The sequence below is a fragment of the Pseudomonas sp. E102 genome, from assembly GCF_052660185.1.
On the sequence record NZ_CP084025.1, the window covers coordinates 2,294,161 to 2,317,279 of the forward strand.

Consider the following 23,119-nt stretch of genomic DNA (forward strand, 5'->3'; position numbering starts at 1 on the left):
GCGACGGCTTCAACCTGCCTTGGAATTAGTCATTTGTGCGCCTCGTCCCAGAGGTCGCTATCGAATTCGCCCTGCGTAAAAAGGATCCGTAGTGATGCGTTGCCGCCCCCAGAAAGCCACTCGCCGTAATGCTGATTCCGCCGCTGTGCCGTGCCTCAAGCCCTTGGCCCAAGCCATCGCCTTGCTGTTGCTGGCCAACCCCGCCTACGCAGCGACCAGTTTCAGTTCGGCCTGGTTCGCGGCCAAGGGCGCGGCTCCGGCGGCAGGCCCGGCCAGCCCCAGCGCGCCTCGCCCTGGAACGCCTCCACCGCTGGCGCAGCAGCAACGGGTGCAGCAGCAGTTGGGCCGTTCGCTGGCGAACATGAACAGCACGGTGGCGGCCATTGCGGCCAGCCAAGCTGCCCAGGCGGCAGGACGTGCGGCTACCTTTGGCGCACCGCAAACCATCCATAACGGTTTGGGTGGCAATGGCCTGAACGCGGTGATTGGTCCGGACGGTAAGCCACTGTTCGTCAACGCCAATGGCCCGGTGCAGACCGATGCCAATGGCAAGGTCGTGGTGACTGTCAAGCAGACCGCCGACAAGGCAATCCTCAACTGGGACACGTTCAATATTGGCCGTGACACCACCCTGGCGTTTCAACAGGACGCCAGTTGGGCGGCGTTGAACAAGGTCAACAACAGCACCGCGCCGAGCCAGATCCAGGGCCAGATCAAGGCCGACGGCACGGTGATGATTCTCAATAGCAACGGCGTGGTGTTCAGCGGCAGCAGCCAGGTCAACGTGCGTAACCTGGTGGCGGCCGCCACGGATTTCAGCGACGAACAGTTCAAGACCGGTGGCCTCTACAACGCCAACGCGGCGAGCTTTACCAACGCCCAGGGCGGGATCCGGGTGGAGAAGGGCGCGCAGATTTCCACGGCCGCCCCGAGCAAATCGACCGCCGGTGGCGGCTATGTGTTGTTGCTGGGCAAAAACGTCGACAACGCAGGCACCATCAGTACCCCGCGTGGACAGACCGTGCTGGCGGCGGGCGGCAGCTTCACCATCAAGAAGGGCTTCGCCAGCGATGGTAACTCGACGTCGACCACGCGCGGCAATGAAGTCATCGCCCACCAGGATGGCGGCACGGGCGCCGGCCGGGTGAGCAACACAGGATTATTGATGGCGGCCAGCGGTGATGTGACGCTGACCGGCAATCAAGTGCGGCAGAACGGCGTGGCCGTGGCCAGCACTTCGGCGGACACCCGTGGCACGCTGCACCTCACGGCGCGAGGCAGCGATGCCAGCGTGGCCCTGGGCGAGGGCAGCACCACGGCGATTCTGGTGGATGCCAGCGCGAAGGCCCTGGACAGCCAACGCGACAGTGCCTTGAAACCGATCGTCAGCCAGGACGGCAAAGTCATTCCAGCGGACACCTATCGCCGCGACCTGTCCCTGGTGCAGATCGACAGCGCCGGCAGCGTCGATTTCCAGAAGGGATCGATCACCCTCGCCACCGGCGGTCAGGTGGCGGTGAACGCCGGCACCCGCAGCCTGGTGCGCGACGGTGCGGTGATCGACGTCTCCGGCGCCACCGGCGTCAAGGTGGCGATGGAAGCCAACAGCATCAAGGTCAACATCCAGGGAAACGAGCAGCGCGATGCCGCCGGCAACCGGGATGAAGGTGCGTTGAACAACAATGATGTTTGGGTGGATGCCCGAGAGTTGGTATTCGTACCCGCCGGCACCAACGGCTACGCCACTGATCGCTGGTACACCGCCGGTGGTCTGCTGGAAGTCAGCGGCTACCTCGGTACTCAGGGCCACAGCGCCGCCGAATGGATGGCCCAGGGCGGCACCGTGAGTTTTACCGGTAATGATGTGGTGACCCAGGCCGGCTCGCAGGTCAATCTGTCCGGCGGCACGCTGGATGTGCAGAGCGGCACCGTCAAGCAGACCTGGCTCAAGGGCGCCGATGGCCGCTTGTATGAACTCAACAGTGCGCCTGGGGACATGCTCTACACCGGGATCTACAAGGGATACGAAGACCACACCCAGCGCTGGGGACAAACGAAGTATTACTACAATCCCTTGATTGCTCCACGTTCGCGCCAGGAGACCGGCTACACGGTCGGCCGCGACGCCGGCACCCTGGTGATCGGGACTAAAAACGCGGTGCTCGAAGGCACGCTCGCCAGCGATACCTTCCAGGGTGACCGTCAGACCCGCGCCGCCCAGGCCGGCCTGGATGGCTACCAGCAATCGCAGAAAGCGGTGGCCCGTGGCGGGCAGTTGGTGGTCGGCTCGTACGTGCCGTTCTACGTGAAGGAAAGCGGCACTGTGGAATATGCCCTTGGCGCCACGGCCAATACCTTGAAGAACGTGATCTTCGGCCAAGACGCGGCGGGCGTTGCCGGTAGCGTCGGTCTGGACGGTGCCTTGCCGACGGATCGCCAGGGCACGTTGTACCTGGACAGCAACCAGCTCAACGGCTTCAAGCTCGGTGCCGTCAAGGTCGCTGCGAGCGAAGGCATCACAGTCAACGGTGCGTTGCAGGTGGCTCCGGCCGGTTCCATCAGCCTGTTTGGCCCGACGGTGGCCGTGAATGCCAATCTTACTGCCCACGCTGGTGCCATTCAGGTAGGCAGGGATTTCGTCCAGGTCGACGGCACGATGCCAGTTGCCGGCGCGTCCTCGGTCAGGGTGGCTGACCGGGTGCGTCTGGATGCCAGCGGGCTGTGGAGCAATCTACAACTGGACCCTGGCGATATCAGCGCCTTGCCTTACCAGAACGGCGGCAGCATCGCCCTGAAAGCCGGCGGCGCCATCGTGCTGGGTGCCGGCAGCGTGCTGGACGTTTCTTCCGGAGCGGCACTGCTCAACTCAGGCAAGTTCCAGGGCGGCAAGGGCGGCGATGTCACCTTGAGCACTCTCACGGGCGAATTGAGCCTGGGCGGCGAATTGCGGGGCCAGGGTGTAAAGGGCGGCGGCACCCTTCAAATGCAGGCCGGTAAAGTGCTGATCAGTGACACCGCGACGTCGGCGGCGGAAGGTACCTTGCTGCTCCATGGCGACTTCTTCAAAAAAGGCTTTTCCGCCTACGACATCATCGGCAACGACGGCCTTGAGGTTGCCGAGGGCACCCGGGTCGATGTCACCATGCCGGTTTATCGCCAAGGTGCTGGCGCGCCTGGGGTCGCCACCGGTGGTGCATCGGGCAGCGCGCTGGAAACCTGGACGCCGCCGCTGTACCTCGAAGACGCCAGCAAGGGCGTGCTGACCCAGCGCCAGGGTGCCAGCCTGTCCTTGCAAGCCGGCAGCCAGCAAACCGGCGCGGCGAATGTCGACACGGCTGACCTGCTGGTGGGCAAGTCGGCGGTGTTGAATGTCGACCCCGGACAAGCGATCCGCTTGACGGGCATTGGCCAAATCACCGTGGACGGCACCTTGAATGCCTGGGGCGGCTCGATCACTGTCGGCTCCGCGCCTGGGCCGCAAGCGGCGGTCATACCGCCCGGTGACAACTTCAAGTCGATCTGGATCGGCGAGAACGCGGTCCTGGACGTAGCCGCTCGCGCCGCCACCGCCACGGGTACCAGGGGGACCCAATACGGGTTCGTGCGTAACGGCGGAAGTATCGTCATCGGTGGTGAAATCGACCATGCGACGGGCGACGGCGGCGGTATCGGAAAATTCATCGTGGTGCGCGAAGGCGCGTTGCTCGATGCTTCGGGTGCCCAGGCGGTGCTGGATGACGCGGGGCAACGCCGAGTGGTTGCCAGCCACGGCGGCGACATCAGTTTTGGCTCGACCAGTGGGCTTTACCTGGACGGTCAGTTCAAGGCTGCCGCCGGCGGTGCCGGAGCGGCGGGCGGGAGCTTGTCGGTCGGGCTCGGGGCGACGGTTTATTTGAACAGCTCGGATTTGCCGGACAACCAGCGCAAGACTCGCGAACTGATTATCGAGCAGCACCATTCCGCGACGGGTATCACGGCCGGGAGCGCGCCAGAGCAGGGCGCCTCCCTGCTGGAGCACGGCTATGCACGGCTTGCGGTGGATCAGGTCGAGGCCGGCGGCTTTGATACGTTGTCCCTTTTCAGTACCGGTCTGCTGACCTTCGATGGCAATGTCAACCTGACGATGGCCAATGCGCTTCAGCTCTACGCGGGTGCGTACGGCATGGCGGAGACAGCGGCGGCGGACTCGGTGGTCAAACTGCGCGGTAACTATGTGCGCTTGGCCGGCGCGCAAGATAATACGACCGCCGGGGCTGACAACAGCAGCACCGGCATAGGGCTGGCGCCTTCGGCACGACCTGCCGCAGGGCAGTTGTTGGTGTCAGCGACCGGGTTGCTTGAGGTTCGCGACGCGGTGAGGATCGGTGGCAGCGGAACGCTGACGATGGCCCAGGGCGAAGTTCGAAACGTCGATCGTCGTGGTTTTGCGGATTTGCAATTGAACAGCCAGGGTGACATTCGGATGGCGAGCAGCCAGGCCGATCATAAAATGTTACTTCGAACGCCCGGCGTCCTGGGCCTCACCGCCGCGCAGATCTATCCCGGCACCGGCGTGCAAGGGACGCTGACCGCCAAGCGCATGGACATAGGCCGCAACGGCTCGGCGATTCCCTCGGTGCCTTATTCCGCGTTCGGCGAGTTGCGGCTTGAAGCGGATGTCATCAACCAGGGCGGCATTCTGCGAGCGCCATTGGGCAACCTGATCATCGGCCAGACGGCGCTGGAAACGGAGGGGCGACCTGGCAGTGACGTGAACCTGCTGTCAGGCAGCCTGACCTCCGTCAGCGGCGCGGGGCTCGTCATGCCCTATGGCGGAACAGCGGATGGCAAGTCCTACGTGTTCGATGGCGTGACGCTCGACAAGAGCCTGCTGCGGCCCGCCCTCAATGGCGTGCCGGGAAAGATAGATCTGGTGGGCGAGACCATCGACGTCGCGGCGGGAGCCGTGGTGGACGTGTCCGGTGGGGGTGAATTGACCGGCGCCGGGTTCATCTCGGGGCGTGGCGGCTCCACTGACGCGCGCTTCAACCCCTTGGTGCAGTTCGGTTCGGACGGTTTCCTGTTACCGGCACTGAGCAGCAACCCGGTCTACGCCATCGTTCCTGGCGTACAGACCGGCTATGCGCCCGTGGGCGGTGAAGCCGGCGCCGTCGCCCCCTTGGCCGGCCAACAGATTACCCTCGGTGCCGGCGTCCCCGGCTTGCCGGCCGGCACCTATACCTTGCTGCCCTCGACCTACGCGCTGCTGCCGGGTGCGTTTCGCATCGAGGTCAACGGCCTGGCCGGGCAGGGCGGGGTGGTGCCGACCCAGGCCATGCGTAACGGCTCCTGGGCAACGGCCGGTACCCTCGGCATTGCCGGCACCGGCGTACGCGACAGTCTGGCGAGCCAGGTGATCGTCACCGCGGCCGATACGCTGCGCCGCTATTCGCAGTACAACGAGACCAGCTTCAGTCAGTTCGCCCTGGCGGACGCGGCGCGCCTGGGCGTGCCCGCCGTCCTGCTGCCCCGGGATGCCAAGGCGTTCAACGTCACGTTCGAGCGCAACCAGAGTGACCAACCGAGCTTCAGTTTTGCCGGCAAACTGCTGAGCAAAGCAGCCAAAGAGGGTCGCGGCAGCACCACCTCACTCACGTTGGTCAGGGCCGGGGACCTGGAGATCATCAAGGCAGGAGAGGCGGTCAGTTCTGGATTGGACGTTGTAACCCTGACCGACGATGCGGTGAATGCCATCGGCGCCAGCAGCCTGTTCATTGGCGGTTACGCCTTGGCCCGCTATGGCCAGGGCGGTAACTTCCTTGAATTCAGTGATGGCAACGGCAGCGCCTCCCGAACCCAAAATATCACCTTGCGCAGCGGTGCGACCCTGCGGGCGCCGGAAGTGTTCCTGGTGACGTCGAGTCCCAATGGCGGCATCACCGTGGAGCAGGGCGCGTCGATCAATACGCTGGGCATGGGCGCCGTGGCGCGTGACTCGCGCGATGGCTATCTCTACAACCCCGGTCGCAACAGCGTGCTCGCCGTCTCTAATGGCTACGTGAACATGTTGGCGCCTTCCGCACCCAACCCGCAAAGTCCGGACAGCGCACCAGGCAGTATCCGCATCGGCGTGTGCGACGGCGTTTGCACCGGCACCACTCGCCTGTATTCCGAAGGCACCATCGCCTCGGCCACGGACAATCGCTTCGAACTGACGGATGCCGTACGCTTCGGTACCCGTAACCTGACCCTGGCGGTTGGCGGCATCAACGTTGGCAGCGCCGAGACCCTGGCCGACCTGGCGTCACGCAATCTGTTGCCCAGCGGGCTGACACTCAACCAGCAGGTGCTCGACCGCCTGTTGCTGGGCGATACCAGCGCTGGCGCGCCGGCGCTCGAAACCCTGGTGCTGGGTGCGCGCGATTCACTGAATTTCTATGGCAACGCCAGCCTCGATACCTTTGACGCGGTGACCGGCAAGTCGCGGCTCAAGGAATTGGTGCTTGGCACTCCAGCGATCTACGGCAAAGGCAATGCCAATGAAACGGCGCTGATTCGCACCGGTAACCTGATCTGGAATGGCGTGCAAAACGAGGCTGGCAGCATCGTGGCCGGCGGCGCGGGCACCGGCACGGGCAACCTGCAGATCGATGCTCAACGCATCGAGTTTGGTTATGCCCCAGCCACCGAGTCCAAGGTGGCCAAGGCCTATGACCGCCTGGCCCTGGGATTCGCCAACGTCAATCTCAACGCCAGCGAACGCATCACCGCCAACCATAAGGGTGGCCTGCTGGTTTACCAGCGTCAGGGTGAATACATCACAGGCAAGGGGTTCCAGTACAGCGGCGGCAACCTGAATATCCTCACGCCGTTGATGACCGGCGAGGCCGGGTCGGTCAACCGGATCACCGCAGGCGGCAATATCCGCGTCAGCGCGCCGGCGGGCAGTCGCCTGCCGGTGGCCAGCGCCGACAGCTTGGGCGCCGAGCTGGCGTTGAACGGCAAGAATGTGCGGGTCGAAGGCAACGTGGTGCTGCCCAGCGGCAAGCTGACCCTCAGCGCCGAGGATGAATTGACCCTCACCGATGCCGCGCGCCTCGACCTGGCCGGACGCAAAGTCACCTTCAACGATGTCAACAAGTACAGCTGGGGCGGTGACCTGATCCTCGAAAGCCGCAACGGCAATATCCTCCAGGCCGCCGGCTCGGTGATCGATCTCTCCGCCGTGAACAACCAGGCCGGGACCCTCAAGGCCACCGCGTTGGCGGCGGCTGCAGGCAAGGTCGACCTGGCGGGCACTGTTCTCGGCAGCAGCAGCGGCTACTACGATGCGGGTGGCACTGCTGTGCCCTACAAGGCCGGCAGCGTGGACATCCGCGCCCAACGCCTGGGTGACGCAAGCCTGAGCGAGGATTTCGCCGCCCTCAACCAACGCCTGAACCAGGGCCAGGTCTTCGGCGGCCGCAGCTTCCAGCTCAAGCAGGGTGACCTGGTGATCGGCGATGGGCTCAAGGCCGGCGTGATCAGCGTGTCGGTGGACGGCGGCAAGCTGACGGTCAACGGCACCGTGGACGCCAGTGGCGAGCGCGTGGGGTCCATTCGCCTGGCGGGCAAGCAAGGCTTGACCGTGGGCGGCAACGCGGTGCTCGACGCCCACGGCAGCGTGCTCCGGGTAGACAGTTACGGCCAGATCATCGATTCGCCGAACCGCGCCATGGTCGAGCTCAGTTCCGGAGATGGCCTGCTGACGCTGGCCGGTGGCGCGCGCATCGATTTGCGCCATGGCACCGCCACCACGGTCGGCCACGACGGCAAGGCCCGTGGCACCCTGGAGCTGAATGCGCCACGCCTGGGCGGGGCCACGGCCGGCGACATCGCCATCGACGCCAGCGGCAACCTGAACATCCAGGGCGCCAAGCTGATCGCGCTCAATGGCGTGCAACGCTACGACGATGCCGCCTACGGCACCGACCCGGCGGCCAGTGGCCGGCCGTACCAAGTCATCAATCAGGACTACCTCAACGGTATCCATGACGACAACCGCGACTTTATCGACAATGCCTTGAACAACAATGCCTTACGCGATGGCAAGCTGGCGGGCCTCAACAATGCCGCCTATCGCAACGCGTTCCACCTGCGCCCCGGCGTCGAAATCGTCAGTGCCACCGCCGACGGTGACCTGGTGGTGCAGGGCGACCTGGACCTCTCCGGTTACCGCTACGCCAGCCTCAACCCGCTTACACCAAAGACGGGCGTATACGGCTCCGGCGAAGTCGGCAGCCTGGTGCTGCGTGCCGGGGGCGACCTGACCGTGCTTGGCAGCATCAACGATGGTTTCGCGCCGCCGCCGGAAACCCCGGATGACGATGGCTGGGTGCTGACGCCCGGCAAGGTGATGTTCAACGGTGATTTGATCGTGCCGCGAGCGGGCATTGAATTGCAGGACGGCACGACGTTCCTGTCCGGCGTCATCCTCAACTACGACCTGCCACTGCAAGCCATTACCCTGGCCGCGGGAACCCGCCTGCCCGTGGACGGCGAGTTGGCCGAGGCGATTTCACTGCCTGCCGGCACGGTATTGGCGGCCAATATCCGTTACAGCGACGGCCGTATGGCGTATGCCGCCGGTACGCGCCTGACCGCCGACCTGACCGTGGCGCAAGGGATGATCCTCGGGAGTGGTTCAGTGTTGATCGGCGATACCGCCTTGACCGGTTTGGTCTGGCCAAAAGGCGTGGCTTTGCCCAGCCGTCCGGCAAGTTCGGTGACAGTTCATAGCCCAAGCACCGTGGTTCAGGCGGGCGCGTTGCTGTTGCCCTTGGGCGCGCTGATACCCGCAGGCACCGACGTGAAGCTGGCCGCGGGCGTGGACAAGATCAATCTGCGCGGCGGCGATGGCAAGGGCCGTAACTGGGCGATAGCCCCGATGTTGGCCGAGGGCTCGCAGTCCTGGTCGTTGCGTGCCGTGGCGGGCGCCGATTTGCAGGCCGCTGATACCCGCCTGGCCAATCCTTATGCCGAGCATGGACGCTTCACGGTGGCCGACACTCACTATGGAATGCTGGCTAAGGCGGGTGGCTTGGTGTTGACCGATCAAGCCTCGCTCGACTATTACGGTGACTTGAGCTACTCCGGGCGGCCTGTCGCCGAGTTGGCTGACCTCTACGGCATAAGCGTCGACGAGTTCTGCGGGCAGGGGGCAGGGCTCTGTGTCGCTGCGGGGCGGACGTTGACCGAGCAAGCCTCGCTCGACTATTTCGGTGACCTGACCTATGCCGGTCGGCCCGTGGCGGAGTTGGCGGACCTGTACGGTATGTCGGAGGACGAATTCTGTGCCCAGGCGCCGGGGTTATGCGTCGGTGGGAGCGTTTACACCTACGTGGTGGGCACCAGCAGCTTCAGTGTGCTTCGTACCGGTACCGGCGATCTGGACCTGGTCAGCGCAGGTGATTTCGGCATGCAATCGCTGTTTGGCATTTATACCGCGGGCACGTCGTCCTTGAGCCTGGCCGACTCGGCGGCGTACAACCTTGCGCGAGGCGTCTCGCTGAATAACGCCGGCCTGCCGACTGACTCGATCCTGGGGAACGGTGACAGCCCTTATGAACGCTTGGTGGATGGCGGCGCAGACAGCCGATATCGCGCATGGTATCCAGACCATGGCGGTAACCTGCTGCTGTCGGTGGGCGGCGATTTGGCCGGTGACATAGTCGGCAGAAAACAAAGTACTCTCGTGACCGAAGATGCACCGCAGATGGAGAGCTCGGGGGTTGGGAATTGGTTGTGGCGCCAAGGCGATGGTGACGGTACGCCTACGGCCTGGTGGATCAATTTCGGCACCTATGTGCCCCATGGCACCGATCCGGTACTGAACGGTTTCACCGGTATCGGTACCTTGGGCGGCGGCAACGTGGATGTGCGAGTCGCGGGAGATGCGGGCATGTTGGCGCCCCGTGGGGAGCGAGGCGAGCAGGGCGCCAGTCGCAGTCAGGGGATAGTCCTGGCGGTCGGCTCGACCGGGCGCATGGTGGACGGTCAATTGAAGTTCACGGGTGGCGGTGACCTGTCGCTGGCAATCGGCGGCGCGCTCAACCCTTCACTGGAGGCTAGGGCGTTTCTCGACTTAGCCGGCCAGCCGGTTGATTCGCGCCATGACATGAATGGCAGCCTGACGAACTTGCGGGGTTCGCTGAGGGCCAGTGCCGGTTCGTTCGGCGGCATGGAATTGATCAACGGTCCGGACAAGGTTTCGCAGGACCCCCGAGAGATCCGTGCCTACAACCCATACGATGCAACGATGGCCAGCGCGACCGGTGGACTGTTGCTGGTACCCGGCGATGCCACCGCCAGTCTGGATGCCCGTGGCGATCTCGTGCTTGGCGCCGCAGTGGACCCGGGCCGTGCGCCGACACGAGCCGCCCAGTCGGTGGACCTGGGCGGCGGGACCAGAGGCCCCGGATATTCCTGGTTCAGCCTGTGGACTGACCATACGTCTATCGATCTGTTTGCCGCTGGAGGGAACCTTACGCCTTCGACCCAAGGCGCAGAGCTTTCAACTGGCGTCAATATCGCCACGCCTCGTGGCGGTATGGACTATTCACCGACCGACGGGCGTTTCGTCTATCCGTCGATTTTGCGGGTAGCCGCGCCCTCAGGCAGCCTGTATTACGGGCCCTCATCACGTGGGGTAGGGGGCTTTGTGACCCCCTATTCCTTGATCCTGGCGCCTGGAAACCAGGCGCAGCTGGAGTTTCTCGCTGGGGATTCGATTTATGCGGGAGGCTACGCAATATCACCCACCCGTGCTCCGGAAAGCAGCCTGACGACCCCAGACAATCCTGCGTTCTATTACAGGGACGAGTCGGGCCGGCTGTATGGCGATCTGGAAGGGGCGAGTGTGAACCTCTCGCTACCCAGCAGTATCGGAATGGGCTTGTTCGCGTTTGGCGGTACCGGTGCAGACGGAGATTACCGAGGGGGCGATCAGCCAGTGCGCTTTTATGCGGTCAAGGGCGATATCGTGGGTTTGCGCACGGGCGAAATGATTGCCTTCAGTTCCGGCCCAAGAGCTGGCGAGACGTGGTACGAGGCCGCCAGCCCCGCATGGATCATGGCGGGGCGGGATATCGTCAACAGTGGTGACATCGCGGGCACTTTACTGACGCAGTTCGAAACCCGGCCCACCAGCACCGGCAACCTGTTCGTCCACGATGACCCCACGGACATCTCCATTGTCTCCGCCGGCCGCGACATCCTCTACAGCACCTTCAACGTTGCCGGCCCCGGTACGCTGGAAATCAGCGCCGGGCGCAATATCCTGATGGAAGACCAGGCCGCCGTGACCAGCCTCGGTCCGGTGAAAGCCGGTGACAATCGCCCCGGCGCAAGCATCGTGATGCAAGCCGGTGTAGGCGCCGCCGGGCCGGATTACCTGGGCTTCGTGCGGCAATACCTGGACCCGGCCAACCTGGCGGACGCCGCTGTCGGCCTGGCCCAACAGCCGGGCAAGGTGGCGAAAACCTATGAGGTCGAGTTGGCGGCCTGGCTGGCGTCGCGGTATGGCTTCAGCGGTGAGGCCGATCAGGCGCAGGCTTATTTCGCCGCGTTGCCGGCCGAGCAGCAGAGGGTGTTCGCCCGCGAGGTGTACTTTGCCGAGCTGCGTGCCGGTGGCCGCGAGTACAACGATGCCAGCAGCCCGCGTTCCGGCAGCTACCTGCGCGGTCGCAACGCCATCGCCGCGCTGTTTCCCACCCACGACGTGGCCGGCAATGCCTTGGCTTACCAGGGCGACATCACGATGTTCGGCGGCGCCGGGGTGCACACCAACTTCGGTGGCGATATCCAGATGCTGACGCCCGGTGGGCAGCAGGTGTTCGGTATCGAAGGCGAGGCCCCGCCGTCCAGTGCCGGGGTCATCACCCAAGGCACCGGCGACATCCAGCTATTTAGCAACGGCAGCGTGTTGCTGGGACAAAGCCGGATCATGACCACCTTTGGCGGCGACATCCTCGCCTGGTCGGCGACCGGGGATATCAACGCCGGTCGCGGCTCGAAAACCACCTTGGTGTACACGCCGCCCAAGCGCGTCTACGACGACTGGGGCAACGTCACGCTGTCGCCGTCGGTGCCGAGCACAGGCGCCGGCATTGCCACCCTCAACCCCATCGCCGAGGTCGCGCCGGGCGATATCGACCTGCTCGCGCCGCTCGGCACCATCGACGCGGGAGAGGCGGGCATCCGGGTCTCGGGCAACATCAACATTGCCGCGTTGCACGTAGTGAACGCCGCCAACATCCAGGTGCAAGGCAAGTCCAACGGCGTGCCGGTCAGCGCGGTGGTCAACACCGGCGCGCTGACCAACGCCAGTTCTGCCGCGGCGTCGGCCAGCGACGCGGCGGAAGGCGTGGCTCGCGAGCAACAGGCCGCCTCGCGCAACCGCTTGCCGTCGGTGTTCAGCGTGCAGGTCTTGGGTTTTGGCAACGAGCGTCTGGCGCCGTCGCAGGAAGGCGCCAGCCGGGCACCGGACCCTGAACCGAACAACAGCGTGCGGGTATTGGGCGCCGGACGGTTGGACGACCAGGCGCGTAATCAGTTGACCCCGGAGGAACAGCGCAACCTGACGCTCTAAGAAACATCAAAAAAAACCCGGGCGACAGGCAACTGTCGCCCTTTTTTGTGGGCGCTCGGTCGCTGTCGGTAACCGTTCATGAAGATTCGATGACAAAAGTTCGGTAGTGGCAGGTGGCCGGGGTCAAGGTTGTGTGAAACGGCAACGGCGCAGGAACGCCGTGGACGAAAAGGCCTTATGCAGGGAAGCCGGACAACTTTTTTCTGGCGCTATTTCGCGCTGGATGCCAGGTGTGACAGGGGCATTGGGGTCTATGGAAAGTTACTCGAAAGTGGGCATGCAGGAGCTGGACCAGCGCCTGTCGAAAATTGTTGAAGCCGCGCGCAAAAAACCGGTCTCGGTGTACCGCTACGGCGCGCCTTGGGTGTGGATTGTGTCCCAGGACGATTGGCAGAGTGCCTTGAAGGAACTGTCCAGCTACGTGCCGCCAGGTCATTCCCTGGTGATGTTGCGCCCGCAAATCGAGGAGCTGCTGGAGGCCGCGTCCGAGCCCTTGCAGCAATGGGCTCGGGAACACCACATCCAGGTGCCGGTACCGGCCTTGATGCTCGCGTTGCTTTTGCAACTGCTGTACTCGCTGCCCAGTGAAAAACAGTTGTACGAGCAGCTCAATTACAACCTGTTGTTCCGCTGGTTTGTGGGCCTTGAGCTGAACCAGCGGGTCTGGGCGTTCTCGGTCTTTGTGCGCGATATCGGCGAGCTGCTGGACAGCCCGCACGCGGCGAAATTGCTCGAGCGCATCGTCAGTGAAGTGTTCTGCGGCGACCTGATGCACATGCCGGAGTTTTCGCTGAACTTCGCCTTGTTGCACACCTGGCTTTCCAGGCACGCAGGCCATTCCAAACGCAAATAAACCGTCAGGCAACAACACGATGCAAAGCGGCGCGTCATGCGGCGCGCGGCTTTGTAGCAGGCGCTGCGCGCGTGGCGCAATTGAATCGAGGGGGATGTGTGGATCATTGGGACTTCAACATCGGCCGGTGCAGGCCATACCTGCCCATGGCGCTCGCGCTGATGCTCGTCGCGGAGGCGCCAACGCTGTGGGCCGAGGAAGCCGATACAGCGGCCGAGGCCGGAACGCCTGCGCGCCTGGTGGACGTGAATGAGTACGTGGTGCGCGGCAACACCGTGCTCGATGCCCGGGAAATCGAAGAGGCGGTGTATGCGTTCCTGGGGCCGCAACGCAAGCTCACCGATATCGAAGGCGCACGCGATGCCCTGCAACAGCGCTACCAGGCCAAGGGTTACCAGTCGGTGTTCGTCGAACTGCCGGAGCAGCAGGTCGAAGGCGGCGTGGTGTACCTGCAGGTCAGCGAAACCAGGATCGGCCGGGTACGCGTGGTCGGCACCGAGCACTACTCTCCCGTCAATGTGCGCGAAGAAGTACCGGCGCTGACAGAAGGCAAGGTGGCCGATTTCGCGGCGGTGCAAACCCAGCTGGCGGTTGCCAACCGTAACCCCGGACGCCAAGTGGTGCCGGTCGTGCGCGAAGGGCAGCGCCCGGGAACGATGGATGTCGACCTGCAAGTCGAGGATAAAAATCCCTGGCAGGCGAGCGTCGGCTTGAACAACGACTACAGCGCCGACACCGAAAAGCTGCGTTCGGTGGTCACGCTCGGCCACAACAACCTCTGGCAACGCGGCCATACGGCTTCGCTGACCTATTTCACCGCCCCCGAGGACCGGGACAACGCGCAGGTCTGGTCGGGTTCCTATAACGCTCCCTTGAGTGAGCGCTGGAACCTGCAGTTCGCTGGCTATCAATCCGACAGCAACGTCGCAACCATCGGCGGCAGCAATGTGCTGGGCAAGGGCCATTCCTACGGCGTGTCGTTGATCTACAACGTGCCTGCGCAAGGCGTCTGGGCGAACTCGCTGTCGGTGGGCGTGGATTTCAAGGATTTCGATGAAGCCCTGCAGTTCGGCGGTTCGAGCGATGAAGTGCCGATCAAGTACGCGCCCATCACCCTTGCCTACAACGGCTTTCGCTACACCGAAACCTCACAGTTCGGCCTGGGCCTGAGCATCGTTGCCGGCACCCGCAGCTTCTTCGGTTATGGCAGCGACGCCGATGAATTTCGGGCCAAGCGCTACGAGGCCAATCCCAGCTTCGCCGTGTTCAAGGGCGACAGCACCTTCACCCGGAATTTTTCCGGGGACTGGCAAGCGGCAAGCAAGCTGAGCTTCCAATTGGCCTCCGGGCCGCTGGTCTCCAACGAACAGTTTTCCGCCGGTGGCGCCACCAGTGTGCGCGGTTATCTCGCTGCGGAACGCACTGGCGATGATGGCGTGCTGTTTTCCCAGGAACTGCGCACACCGTCGTTGAGCAAGCACCTGGGCAAAGGCATCGGCAGCTACGTCGACAACTGGCGTTTATACATCTTTGCCGAAGGCGCGCAGTTGGCCCTGCAAGACGCGCTGCCCGACCAGGAGGCCGACTACAGCCTGGCGAGTATCGGCTTCGGCACCCGCGCCACGTTGCGCGAATGGCTGTCGGGCAGCCTCGACTGGGGCCTGCCGCTCAAGGACGGCCCGAACACCCGCAAACACGATTCACGCGTGCACTTCAATGTGCAGGCGACCTTTTGACCGGTAGGCACAGACCTTGGAGCACTCCGTTATGCATCGCTTGATTTTCATTCTTCTCGCTTGCCTGGGCCTCGTGCTGCCGGCAACGGCCAGCGCTTGGTGGCAGGACGATTGGCACTACCGCAAACAGATCAGCATCGACACCACGCCCCAGGGCGCGGCGATCAGCCAGGCGGTGGGGCGCACCTCGCTGCTGGTGCGTTTGCACACCGGCAATTTCACCTTTGACGGTGTCAACGAAAACGGCTCGGACATTCGCTTTGTCGCCGCCGACGACCACACCGTGCTCAACCACCAGATTGAGAGCTTCGATCCGCTGATGGGCATGGCCTTGATCTGGGTGGACGTGCCCATGGTGGAGGGGGGCAAGCGCTCGGACATCTGGATGTACTACGGTAACCCGAAAGCACCGGCCACCAGCAATCCCCAGTTGGCGTTCGATGCCGATTACAGCCTGGTCTATCACTTCGATGGTGCCGTTGGCGCACCACCGCGTGATGCCAGCGCCTTTGCCAACCACGCGCAGAACGCCCCGGCAAACATCATTGACGGTGTCATCGGGCGCTCGGCACAGCTCAACGGTCAGCCGCTGTTGCTGCCGGCCAGTCCATCCCTGGGCGTGAGCGCGGGTGGTGCGTTGACCTTCAGCACCTGGTTGCGAATGGAGCAGGGCGCAGGCGAGCAACTGCTGCTGGCCCGTCGTGATGCCGGCAATGCGCTGCTGGTGGGCGTGAACCAAGGCGTGCCCTTTGTGGAAGTGAACGGCCAGCGCGCCGTGGCCAACCAGGCCGTGGCACTGGGACAATGGCAACACTTGGCGTTGACGGCTGACGCCAGCGGGTTGCGTTTGTATGTGAATGGAAAGCCGGCGGCGAGCCTGGCGCAACCGTTGCCGGCCTTGCAGGGTGCGATTGCCATCGGCGCCGACTCACCGGCCGCCGTCGATGCCGGCGTGGTGGCTCCGGCCGCTACGTATCAAGCCTTCACCGGCGCCCTCGATGAACTGCGCTTGTCCCGCGTCGCCCGTTCGCCTGAGCAGATCCTGGCCGATGCCACCACCCAGGGCGCCGAGTCGCGCCTGGTGGCCTATGGGGTGGACGAAGAACAGTCTGGATTTGGTTTCGGCAGCCTGGGTTTCTTGCTCAATGCGGTGCCGCTGGACGCCTGGGTGATCATCGCCGTCCTGGTGCTGATGATGCTGCAGTCGTGGGTGATCATGGTGCGCAAGAGCCGCAATGTCAGCCGAGTCAGCCATGCCAACGAAGTCTTCCGAAGTCATTTCGCCAAGGTCGGGACACGGCTGGAACTGCTTGCAGATGACCGCGACCTGGCGCAGCGCCTGGGCGATTCGTCGCTGTGGCGCCTGTATGGGGTGGCGGTCGCCGAGATCCGCACGCGCCGCGACCAGGGCGCCGACACCTCGTCGATCTCCGCCGCCACCATCGAAGCCATCCGCTGTTCCATGGACGGTGTACGGACCCGGGAAAACCAACAGCTCAGTTCCAAGTTGTCGACGTTGTCCAACGCCATCGCCGGCGGCCCTTACATCGGCCTGCTGGGGACGGTGCTGGGGATCATGGTGGTGTTCCTCGGCACCGCCATGGCCGGTGATGTGAACATCAACGCAATCGCCCCCGGCATGGCGGCTGCGTTGCTGGCCACCGCCATGGGGTTGTTCGTCGCGATTCCGGCGCTATTTGGCTACAACCGCCTGACCACGCGCAACAAGGAAGTCAGTGCCGACATGCGGGTATTCGTCGACGAGTTCATCACCCGCCTGGCCGAAGTCCACGGCGAAAGCCAGTCCAGTGAAGCGGCGCATCGACGGGGCAACCACGTCGCCAGCCCGTCGTTGACGGTGTAAGGGAGCGACCATGGCCAACCTCAATAGCGCCTCGGACGACGACGAAGATGCCGCCGTCGATACCATCAACATCACGCCACTGGTGGATGTGCTCATGGTGGTGCTGGTGATGTTTATTCTCACCGCCACCGCCCAGGTCTCCGGGATCCAGATCAACCTGCCGAAGGCCAGCTCGACCATTTCGCTTTCGCAGCCCAAGACCAAGGCGATTTCCATCAATGATGGCGGCCAGGTGTTCCTCGATGCTTACCCGGTCACCCTTAACGAACTGGAAGATCGCTTGCGCATCGAGAAAGCCCAGAGCCCGGATTTTCCGATCATCGTGCGCGGTGACTCGGCCGTGCAGTACCAGAAAGTCGTTGAAGTGCTGGACCTGTTGCGCCGCCTGGAGTTGTCCCAGGTGGGCCTGGTCACCGGCAAACCGAGCCAGGGCTGAGTCATGACGTCTTTTCCTGAACAGCCGCAAAACGAACACCTGGAACGACAGCGGGACGGCACCGGCAGGGTGCGCCGCGTATTGCAGTGGACTGTAGGTTTGCTGGTGGGGGCGGGCCTGGCCTGGCTGCTGTGGTCATGGGCCAACGACATGAGCGGCATCCGTCGCGAGGCGCCGAAAATTCCCGCGATCATTCCGTTGCCGCCACCTCCGCCTCCGCCCCCGGAAAAACCGCCGGAGCCGGAAAAGCCGGTGGAAGAAAAAATCGTCGAGCCCGAACCCACGCCCGAACCAGAGGAAGTCAAGCCGGAGGAAGAAGCACCGCCTTCACCCGCCGAGGACCTGGCTGACCCGATGCAAATGGACAGCGACGCCCAGGCTGGCTCCGACGCTTTCAATATCGGCGCGGGCAAGGGCGGCGGGATGGCTGGCGCCGGTGGCGGACGCCTCGGCAACGGCACCTACAGCCAGTTCCTCGCCTACAGCTTCCAACGCTTGCTGCGCGAGTCGCCCGAGCTGCGCAACCTGGCGTTCCGCCTGGAGGCCGACGTCTGGCTGGACCAGGCCGGTCGCGTGACGCGCGTGGAGCTGGGACGCAGCAGTGGCGATGCCGAACTCGACGCCAAGGTCCTGGCGACCTTGCGCGCTTCACCCCATCTGGAACGTCCACCCGCCTCGTTGCAGGTGCCGGTGCGTATCCGCCTACAAGGACGCCGACCGGGCTGAGCCGGGTCGACAAGAGACCATTAGGAGTTGTGTTCATGATCTGCAAAATCAATCGATTGGCGCTGGGCGTCGGCCTGGTTATCGCCAGCCTGGCGGGCAGCGCGTTGGCGCAGACACCCTCGCAGAACGCGACGGTCAATCTGATTCGCCTGTTGGTGCAACAAGGCGTGCTCAAGCAGGACCAGGCGCAAGCGCTGATCAATCAGGCCGAAGCCGAGGCCGTGCAAGCCCGGCAGGCCGCCGCGACTGCCGCGCCGGTGCCAGCGCCCGGCGCGCCGGGGGAGGTGCGGGTGCAATACGTGCCGGCCATCGTTCGGGAACAGATTCGCGACCAGGTGAAAGCCGAAGTGATCGCCCAGGCCAAACAGGAAAACTGGGCCCAGCCCAACACCTTCCCCGACTGGGTCTCACGCATCACCTTTGAAGGCGACGTGCGCTTGCGCAACGAGTCGCGCTTCTACTCGGGCAGCAACAGCAACGAGATCGTCGACTTCGCCGAGCTCAACAACAGCGGGCCTTATGACGTCAACCCCAACAGCGGCTCGCAACTTCCGCCGTTGCTCAATACCCGCGAAGACCGCGAGAACATGCTGCGCCTGCGGGCTCGCATGGGGATGCGCGCCGCGCTTTCCCCGCAATGGACAGCGGCTATCCGCCTGGGCACGGGATCGGACAGCAGTCCTGTCTCCACCACCCAGACCCTCGGCGGCGGCTTTGACAAAAAGGACCTGTGGCTCGATCAGGGCTACCTCAACTATCGCCCCACCAAGGAACTGAGCTTCACCGGCGGGCGCATGCCCAACCCGTTCATGTCCACCGATCTGCTGTATTCCAACGACCTCAATTTCGACGGCTTGGCCGGCTCGTTCAATCACCCGTTGAGCCGCGACCTGGCAATGTTCGGCACCCTCGGTGCGTTCCCGGTGGAGTACAGCTCCGACAGCGCGTCGAGCGATGGTTTCAACAAGGAAGACAGCGAGAACAAGTGGCTCTACGGCGCCCAGCTTGGCGCAACCTGGGCGTTTGCGCCGGACAACAGCATCAAAGGGGCACTGGCTTACTACCAGTTTGACGACATCGAAGGGCGGCGCTCCAACCCTTGCGCTATCTACGACGGCGCGCCGGCCTGTGACAGTGACGAAACGCGTCCGGCGTTCATGCAAAAGGGCAACACCCTGATGGAACTGCGCAACCTGGTGCCTGACCCTTCCGCGCCGACCACCTCGCCGCAACCACAATTCGTGGGCCTGGCCTCGGAGTTCAACGTGCTTGACTTGAATCTGGTGTGGGACACCTTGCTGTTCGACGATCTCAAGCTGCGCAGCCAGGGCAACTACCTGGTCAACCTTGGTTACGACGAAGGCAAGATGCGCAAGCGCTCGGCCGGTGCGCTGGTCAACAACGTGGACGAAAACGGTGACATCGAAAGCGGCGATACCGCCTGGATGCTGCAGTTCACCCTGGGCAGTTCCCTGGACCTGAAGAAGCGCGGCGATTGGAACCTGTTCGCCGGCTACAAATACATCGAGCCGGACGCCTTGCCGGACGGCTTCAACGACTCCTCGTTCCACCTCGGCGGCACCAACGCCAAGGGTTATTTCCTCGGCGGCAACTACGGCATCGAAGACAACGTCTTCGCGACCGCGCGCTGGTTGAGCAGCGAAGAAGTCTACGGCGCGCCGTTCGATATCGACGTTCTGCAACTTGAGCTCAACACGCGCTTCTAGCGCCGGGAGAGACAGCATGAAAAAGTCATTTCATCCCGCGATCCACGCCGTGGTGCTGCTGTTGGGGCTCGGTGCAGCCCTGGGCGCATCGGCGCAAACCTTGGAAGAACGCCTGCGTGCCCAGTTGCGCAGTACCACTCAACAGCTGCAAACCTTGCAGAGCGAACAGGCGCAAGGCGCCGCCGCGCGCCAGGCAGCACAAACCGAGCTGAGCGCGGCACAAGCGCAAATCAAGCAACTGACCGCCGAACTCGCCAAGGCCCGCAGCCAGAGCGAACAACTGGGCGCGCAACAGGACGCCGTACGCAGCAGCGCCCAGGCGCAGATCGCGGCCAGTACCGAGCAGGTCGGCAAGTTCAAACAAGCTTATGAAGAGCTGCTGGGCCGCGCACGGGGTATAGAGGCGGCGCGCGCCACGCTGCAAGCCAGCCTGACCAGTCGGGACAGTGAAGTGCAGCAGTGCGTGGCGAAAAACCAAGAGATGTACGGCATCGCCAAGGAGATCCTCACTGCCTACGAAAACATCGAGGTCAGCGACGTATTGAAGATCCGCCAACCCTTCGCCAGTGGGGCGCGGGTGAAGTTCGAAGAATTGGCGCAGCGCTACGGCGATGCGCTGTACCAGACCCAGTTCGATGCCGCCAAGTCCACTGCCGGCAACTAACCATTGATCAAATGACCATAAGGAACATCCTGTCATGACCGCACAGACACTGATCCATAGCATCACTCCCGAGCAACTGGGCGAATTACTGCAAGCCTCCGGTTATCGTGTCAATCGTACCGAGCAAGGCGCCGTGGTTCAGTTGTTGAGCGCCAGCCAGGGCATTGGTTTTGCCGTGCGTTTCGGCAACCCGGCCGCCACCGAGGGCAGCTTTGTCGATTTCACGTTCAGTTGCGCGTTGCGCATCGAGGGCCAATTGCCTGACGGTCTGGTCCAGGTATGGAATGCCAGTCGCCGCTTTGCCCGCCTGAGTCGCCAGGGCGATTTCCTGGTGATGGAAATGGATGCCATCGTTGCCGCCGGTGTCAGTGAAGACCACGTGCGTGGCGTGCTGGAACTCTGGGACCGCCTGTTGCAGGAGTTCGTGGTGTACCTGCGCGACTACAGCCAGCACACACGCGAGCAGCACAAAGACGGTGCGGATGTAACGCAGGAAGCTGCGGTCGAAGAGGTCTGATTACGATGAACAGGTTTAGTAGACTGGCTGGCATCAGTGCGGCTGTCCTGATGCTCGGCGGCATTGTGCTGACGGTGATCTCCAACCCTGACGGCGTATCCCAAGCCTCGGTGCCTGCGGCACAACCGAAACCCGCCAGAGCCCCGGCCGAGGCTGCACCGGCCGTGGCCAGTCTGGGCGAACTGCAACTGAGCAGCGCCGAGCTCAACGCTGTGTTGAGCGCGCTCACACCGCAGGTGCGCGAGCAGCTGCGCGGCAATCGTGGTGCGCTGGAGGGGTGGGTCCGAGCGCGCCTGGCAGAGAAAGCCCTGTTGCAGCAGGCCGACGCCCAAGGTTGGCAGGAGCGTCCGGACATCCAACAGATGACCCGCGCGGCTACCGAACAGATTTTGCTGCGCACTTACTTGCAATCCGTCAGCCAGGTCCCCGCCGACTATCCGGATGACCAAGCCCTGCAACAGGCTTACGAGAGCGCCAAGGACAAGCTGCAAAGCCCGGCGCTGTACCGAGTCAGCCAGATTTTCATCGCGGTTGAGCCGGGAGCCAACGAAGAACCGCTGCGCAAGAAAGCCACCGAGCTGGCTCGTCGTGCCCAGGCCCCCAACGCGGATTTCGCCGACCTCGCCCGGCAGTTTTCCGAGGACCAGGCGACGGCCCAACGGGGCGGTGACAGCGGCTTGCAACCGTTGCAGCAATATGTGCCGGAGATGCGCCAAGTCTTGAGCCGACAACGGGTCGGCAGCGTTTCCGACGCGTTGCGGAGCCAGGCGGGTTTTCACATTCTCAAACTGACCGACATGCAGCCGGCACGCGCCGCCAGCCTGGATGAAGTTCGCGAACAACTGCGCGAGGCGCTGCGCAATCAGCGCCAGGAACAAGTGGCCAGGGCCTATATGGAAGGGCTGGTGAGCAAGGCAACGCTGAGCATCGATGGCGCGCAACTGAATCAGGCATTGGAGTCTGTTCGTTAAGCGGTCCGGCAATTCGAGGGTCACCTTAGGGAGGAGGGCGTATGGCGTTGGAGGAGGTTGATCTCATTCACGAGTGTGCGCGGCAGGCCACCTCGGTAGGTACCGATGTCTTGAACGGCTTCAAGGATCTCCAGGCATTGGAGTTCTTCCTGGTGGCGGCCCGTTGCAGCTGTTTTATGCAGGCGGCGCGGAGCCTCAATGTCAAAGCTTCGTTGTTGCGCAAAAAACTTTCGCGGCTATCGAGCCAATACGGCCGTCCTTTGTTCGAGCACCGAGGCAATGCGCTGGTGCTCAGCCAGGACGGTCACCATCTGCGCAGCCAGTTGCTGGCCCACCGTGCGTTGCTGGCATTGCCCGGCACGTCCGAGGAGGACCAGGCGCTGGTTCGTGTGGCCATGGCGGAGCCCTTGTTGCATGACATCCTTAATCGCGACCTGCTCGGCTTCCTGCGCCAGCACGCCAACGTACGCCTGAACCTGCTGCGCCTCGACAGCGAACCGGTCGAGGCGGATGTCATCGTCTGGCTCGCCGACTCGCAAGTCGTGGCTCCGAGGCTGTCGTTTCCGGTGGCCGAGCTCAGTTGTCTCGCCGAACTGGAATACATTCCGCACATCGCCAAGCGTTATTCACGGGAAGCGAGCCGCCCGCGCAGCCTGGTCGAACTGCAGGACTACATGTTGGTGAGCCTGCACAGCCACGCGGACATTGCTTCCCTGCAGCCTTGGAATAGAGCAGTCGAGGCGCGTCGTTCTGGCGTCACCCACGTGAATTCCTATGAATTGATGCGCCAGATGATCCAGTGGAGCGCTTGCGTGGGCCTGCTGCCGCATTACGTAGGCGCGCTCGAAAAAAACCTGCAGCCGCTACCCGAGTTGTTCGGCCGGGACATGACGATGCAGGTCTGGATGGCCGTGCACGGCGACGAAGCACACCGGGAAGAAGTCGCCCGGCTGGCGGCGCTGGTCCGCGCGGCGTTTGAGGAACACCGGGAATGGTTCTAGCCCGTGCCGGCCAGCCC

General features: G+C 63.6%; 11 protein-coding genes. All 11 read left to right on the forward strand.

What is annotated here, in order from left to right:
- The first annotated feature begins 94 nt into the window (after positions 1-94).
- Positions 95-12,607, forward strand: a complete 12,513-nt coding sequence (locus DOCECA_RS10280; protein ID WP_445571916.1) for a filamentous haemagglutinin family protein — start codon at positions 95-97, stop codon at positions 12,605-12,607.
- Between the two features lie 253 nt (positions 12,608-12,860).
- Positions 12,861-13,460, forward strand: a complete 600-nt coding sequence (locus DOCECA_RS10285; RefSeq protein ID WP_420763758.1) for a transposase — start codon at positions 12,861-12,863, stop codon at positions 13,458-13,460.
- 146 nt (positions 13,461-13,606) lie between these two features.
- Positions 13,607-15,196, forward strand: coding sequence for a ShlB/FhaC/HecB family hemolysin secretion/activation protein (locus DOCECA_RS10290; protein ID WP_434605990.1), 1,590 nt, complete (start codon positions 13,607-13,609; stop codon positions 15,194-15,196).
- A gap of 31 nt (positions 15,197-15,227) precedes the next feature.
- Entirely contained in the window at positions 15,228-17,060 is a 1,833-nt protein-coding gene (locus DOCECA_RS10295; RefSeq protein ID WP_445571917.1) for a DUF2341 domain-containing protein, read from the forward strand.
- A gap of 10 nt (positions 17,061-17,070) precedes the next feature.
- Positions 17,071-17,496 (forward strand): ExbD/TolR family protein, encoded by a 426-nt coding sequence (locus DOCECA_RS10300; RefSeq protein ID WP_434559115.1) that lies wholly within the window; start codon positions 17,071-17,073, stop codon positions 17,494-17,496.
- A gap of 3 nt (positions 17,497-17,499) precedes the next feature.
- A complete protein-coding gene (locus DOCECA_RS10305; RefSeq protein WP_434647676.1) occupies positions 17,500-18,222 on the forward strand; it encodes an energy transducer TonB family protein in 723 nt (240 codons plus the stop codon).
- A 35-nt stretch (positions 18,223-18,257) separates the two neighbouring features.
- Entirely contained in the window at positions 18,258-19,949 is a 1,692-nt protein-coding gene (locus DOCECA_RS10310) for a putative porin (RefSeq protein ID WP_434605985.1), read from the forward strand.
- A gap of 16 nt (positions 19,950-19,965) precedes the next feature.
- Positions 19,966-20,613: a DNA repair protein gene (locus DOCECA_RS10315; RefSeq protein ID WP_434647670.1), complete on the forward strand. Its 648-nt coding sequence runs from the start codon at positions 19,966-19,968 to the stop codon at positions 20,611-20,613.
- 34 nt (positions 20,614-20,647) lie between these two features.
- The gene (locus DOCECA_RS10320; RefSeq protein WP_434605983.1) at positions 20,648-21,130 is read left to right on the forward strand and encodes a YbjN domain-containing protein; all 483 of its coding nucleotides are present in this window, start codon (positions 20,648-20,650) and stop codon (positions 21,128-21,130) included.
- A 5-nt stretch (positions 21,131-21,135) separates the two neighbouring features.
- The gene (locus tag DOCECA_RS10325) at positions 21,136-22,101 is read left to right on the forward strand and encodes a peptidylprolyl isomerase (RefSeq protein WP_434605981.1); all 966 of its coding nucleotides are present in this window, start codon (positions 21,136-21,138) and stop codon (positions 22,099-22,101) included.
- Between the two features lie 41 nt (positions 22,102-22,142).
- On the forward strand, positions 22,143-23,102 hold the full coding sequence (locus DOCECA_RS10330; RefSeq protein ID WP_445571918.1) for a LysR substrate-binding domain-containing protein: 960 nt from the start codon (positions 22,143-22,145) through the stop codon (positions 23,100-23,102).
- Positions 23,103-23,119: the final 17 nt, after the last annotated feature.

Excerpts from the sequence above, each read along its gene's own strand:
- DOCECA_RS10280 (WP_445571916.1), top strand. The coding sequence starts at position 95 with ATGCGTTGCCGCCCCCAGAAAGCCACTCGCCGTAATGCTGATTCCGCC.
- DOCECA_RS10285 (WP_420763758.1), top strand. The coding sequence starts at position 12,861 with ATGGAAAGTTACTCGAAAGTGGGCATGCAGGAGCTGGACCAGCGCCTG.
- DOCECA_RS10290 (WP_434605990.1), top strand. The coding sequence starts at position 13,607 with ATGGCGCTCGCGCTGATGCTCGTCGCGGAGGCGCCAACGCTGTGGGCC.
- DOCECA_RS10295 (WP_445571917.1), top strand. The coding sequence starts at position 15,228 with ATGCATCGCTTGATTTTCATTCTTCTCGCTTGCCTGGGCCTCGTGCTG.
- DOCECA_RS10300 (WP_434559115.1), top strand. The coding sequence starts at position 17,071 with ATGGCCAACCTCAATAGCGCCTCGGACGACGACGAAGATGCCGCCGTC.
- DOCECA_RS10305 (WP_434647676.1), top strand. The coding sequence starts at position 17,500 with ATGACGTCTTTTCCTGAACAGCCGCAAAACGAACACCTGGAACGACAG.
- DOCECA_RS10310 (WP_434605985.1), top strand. The coding sequence starts at position 18,258 with ATGATCTGCAAAATCAATCGATTGGCGCTGGGCGTCGGCCTGGTTATC.
- DOCECA_RS10315 (WP_434647670.1), top strand. The coding sequence starts at position 19,966 with ATGAAAAAGTCATTTCATCCCGCGATCCACGCCGTGGTGCTGCTGTTG.
- DOCECA_RS10320 (WP_434605983.1), top strand. The coding sequence starts at position 20,648 with ATGACCGCACAGACACTGATCCATAGCATCACTCCCGAGCAACTGGGC.
- DOCECA_RS10325 (WP_434605981.1), top strand. The coding sequence starts at position 21,136 with ATGAACAGGTTTAGTAGACTGGCTGGCATCAGTGCGGCTGTCCTGATG.
- DOCECA_RS10330 (WP_445571918.1), top strand. The coding sequence starts at position 22,143 with ATGGCGTTGGAGGAGGTTGATCTCATTCACGAGTGTGCGCGGCAGGCC.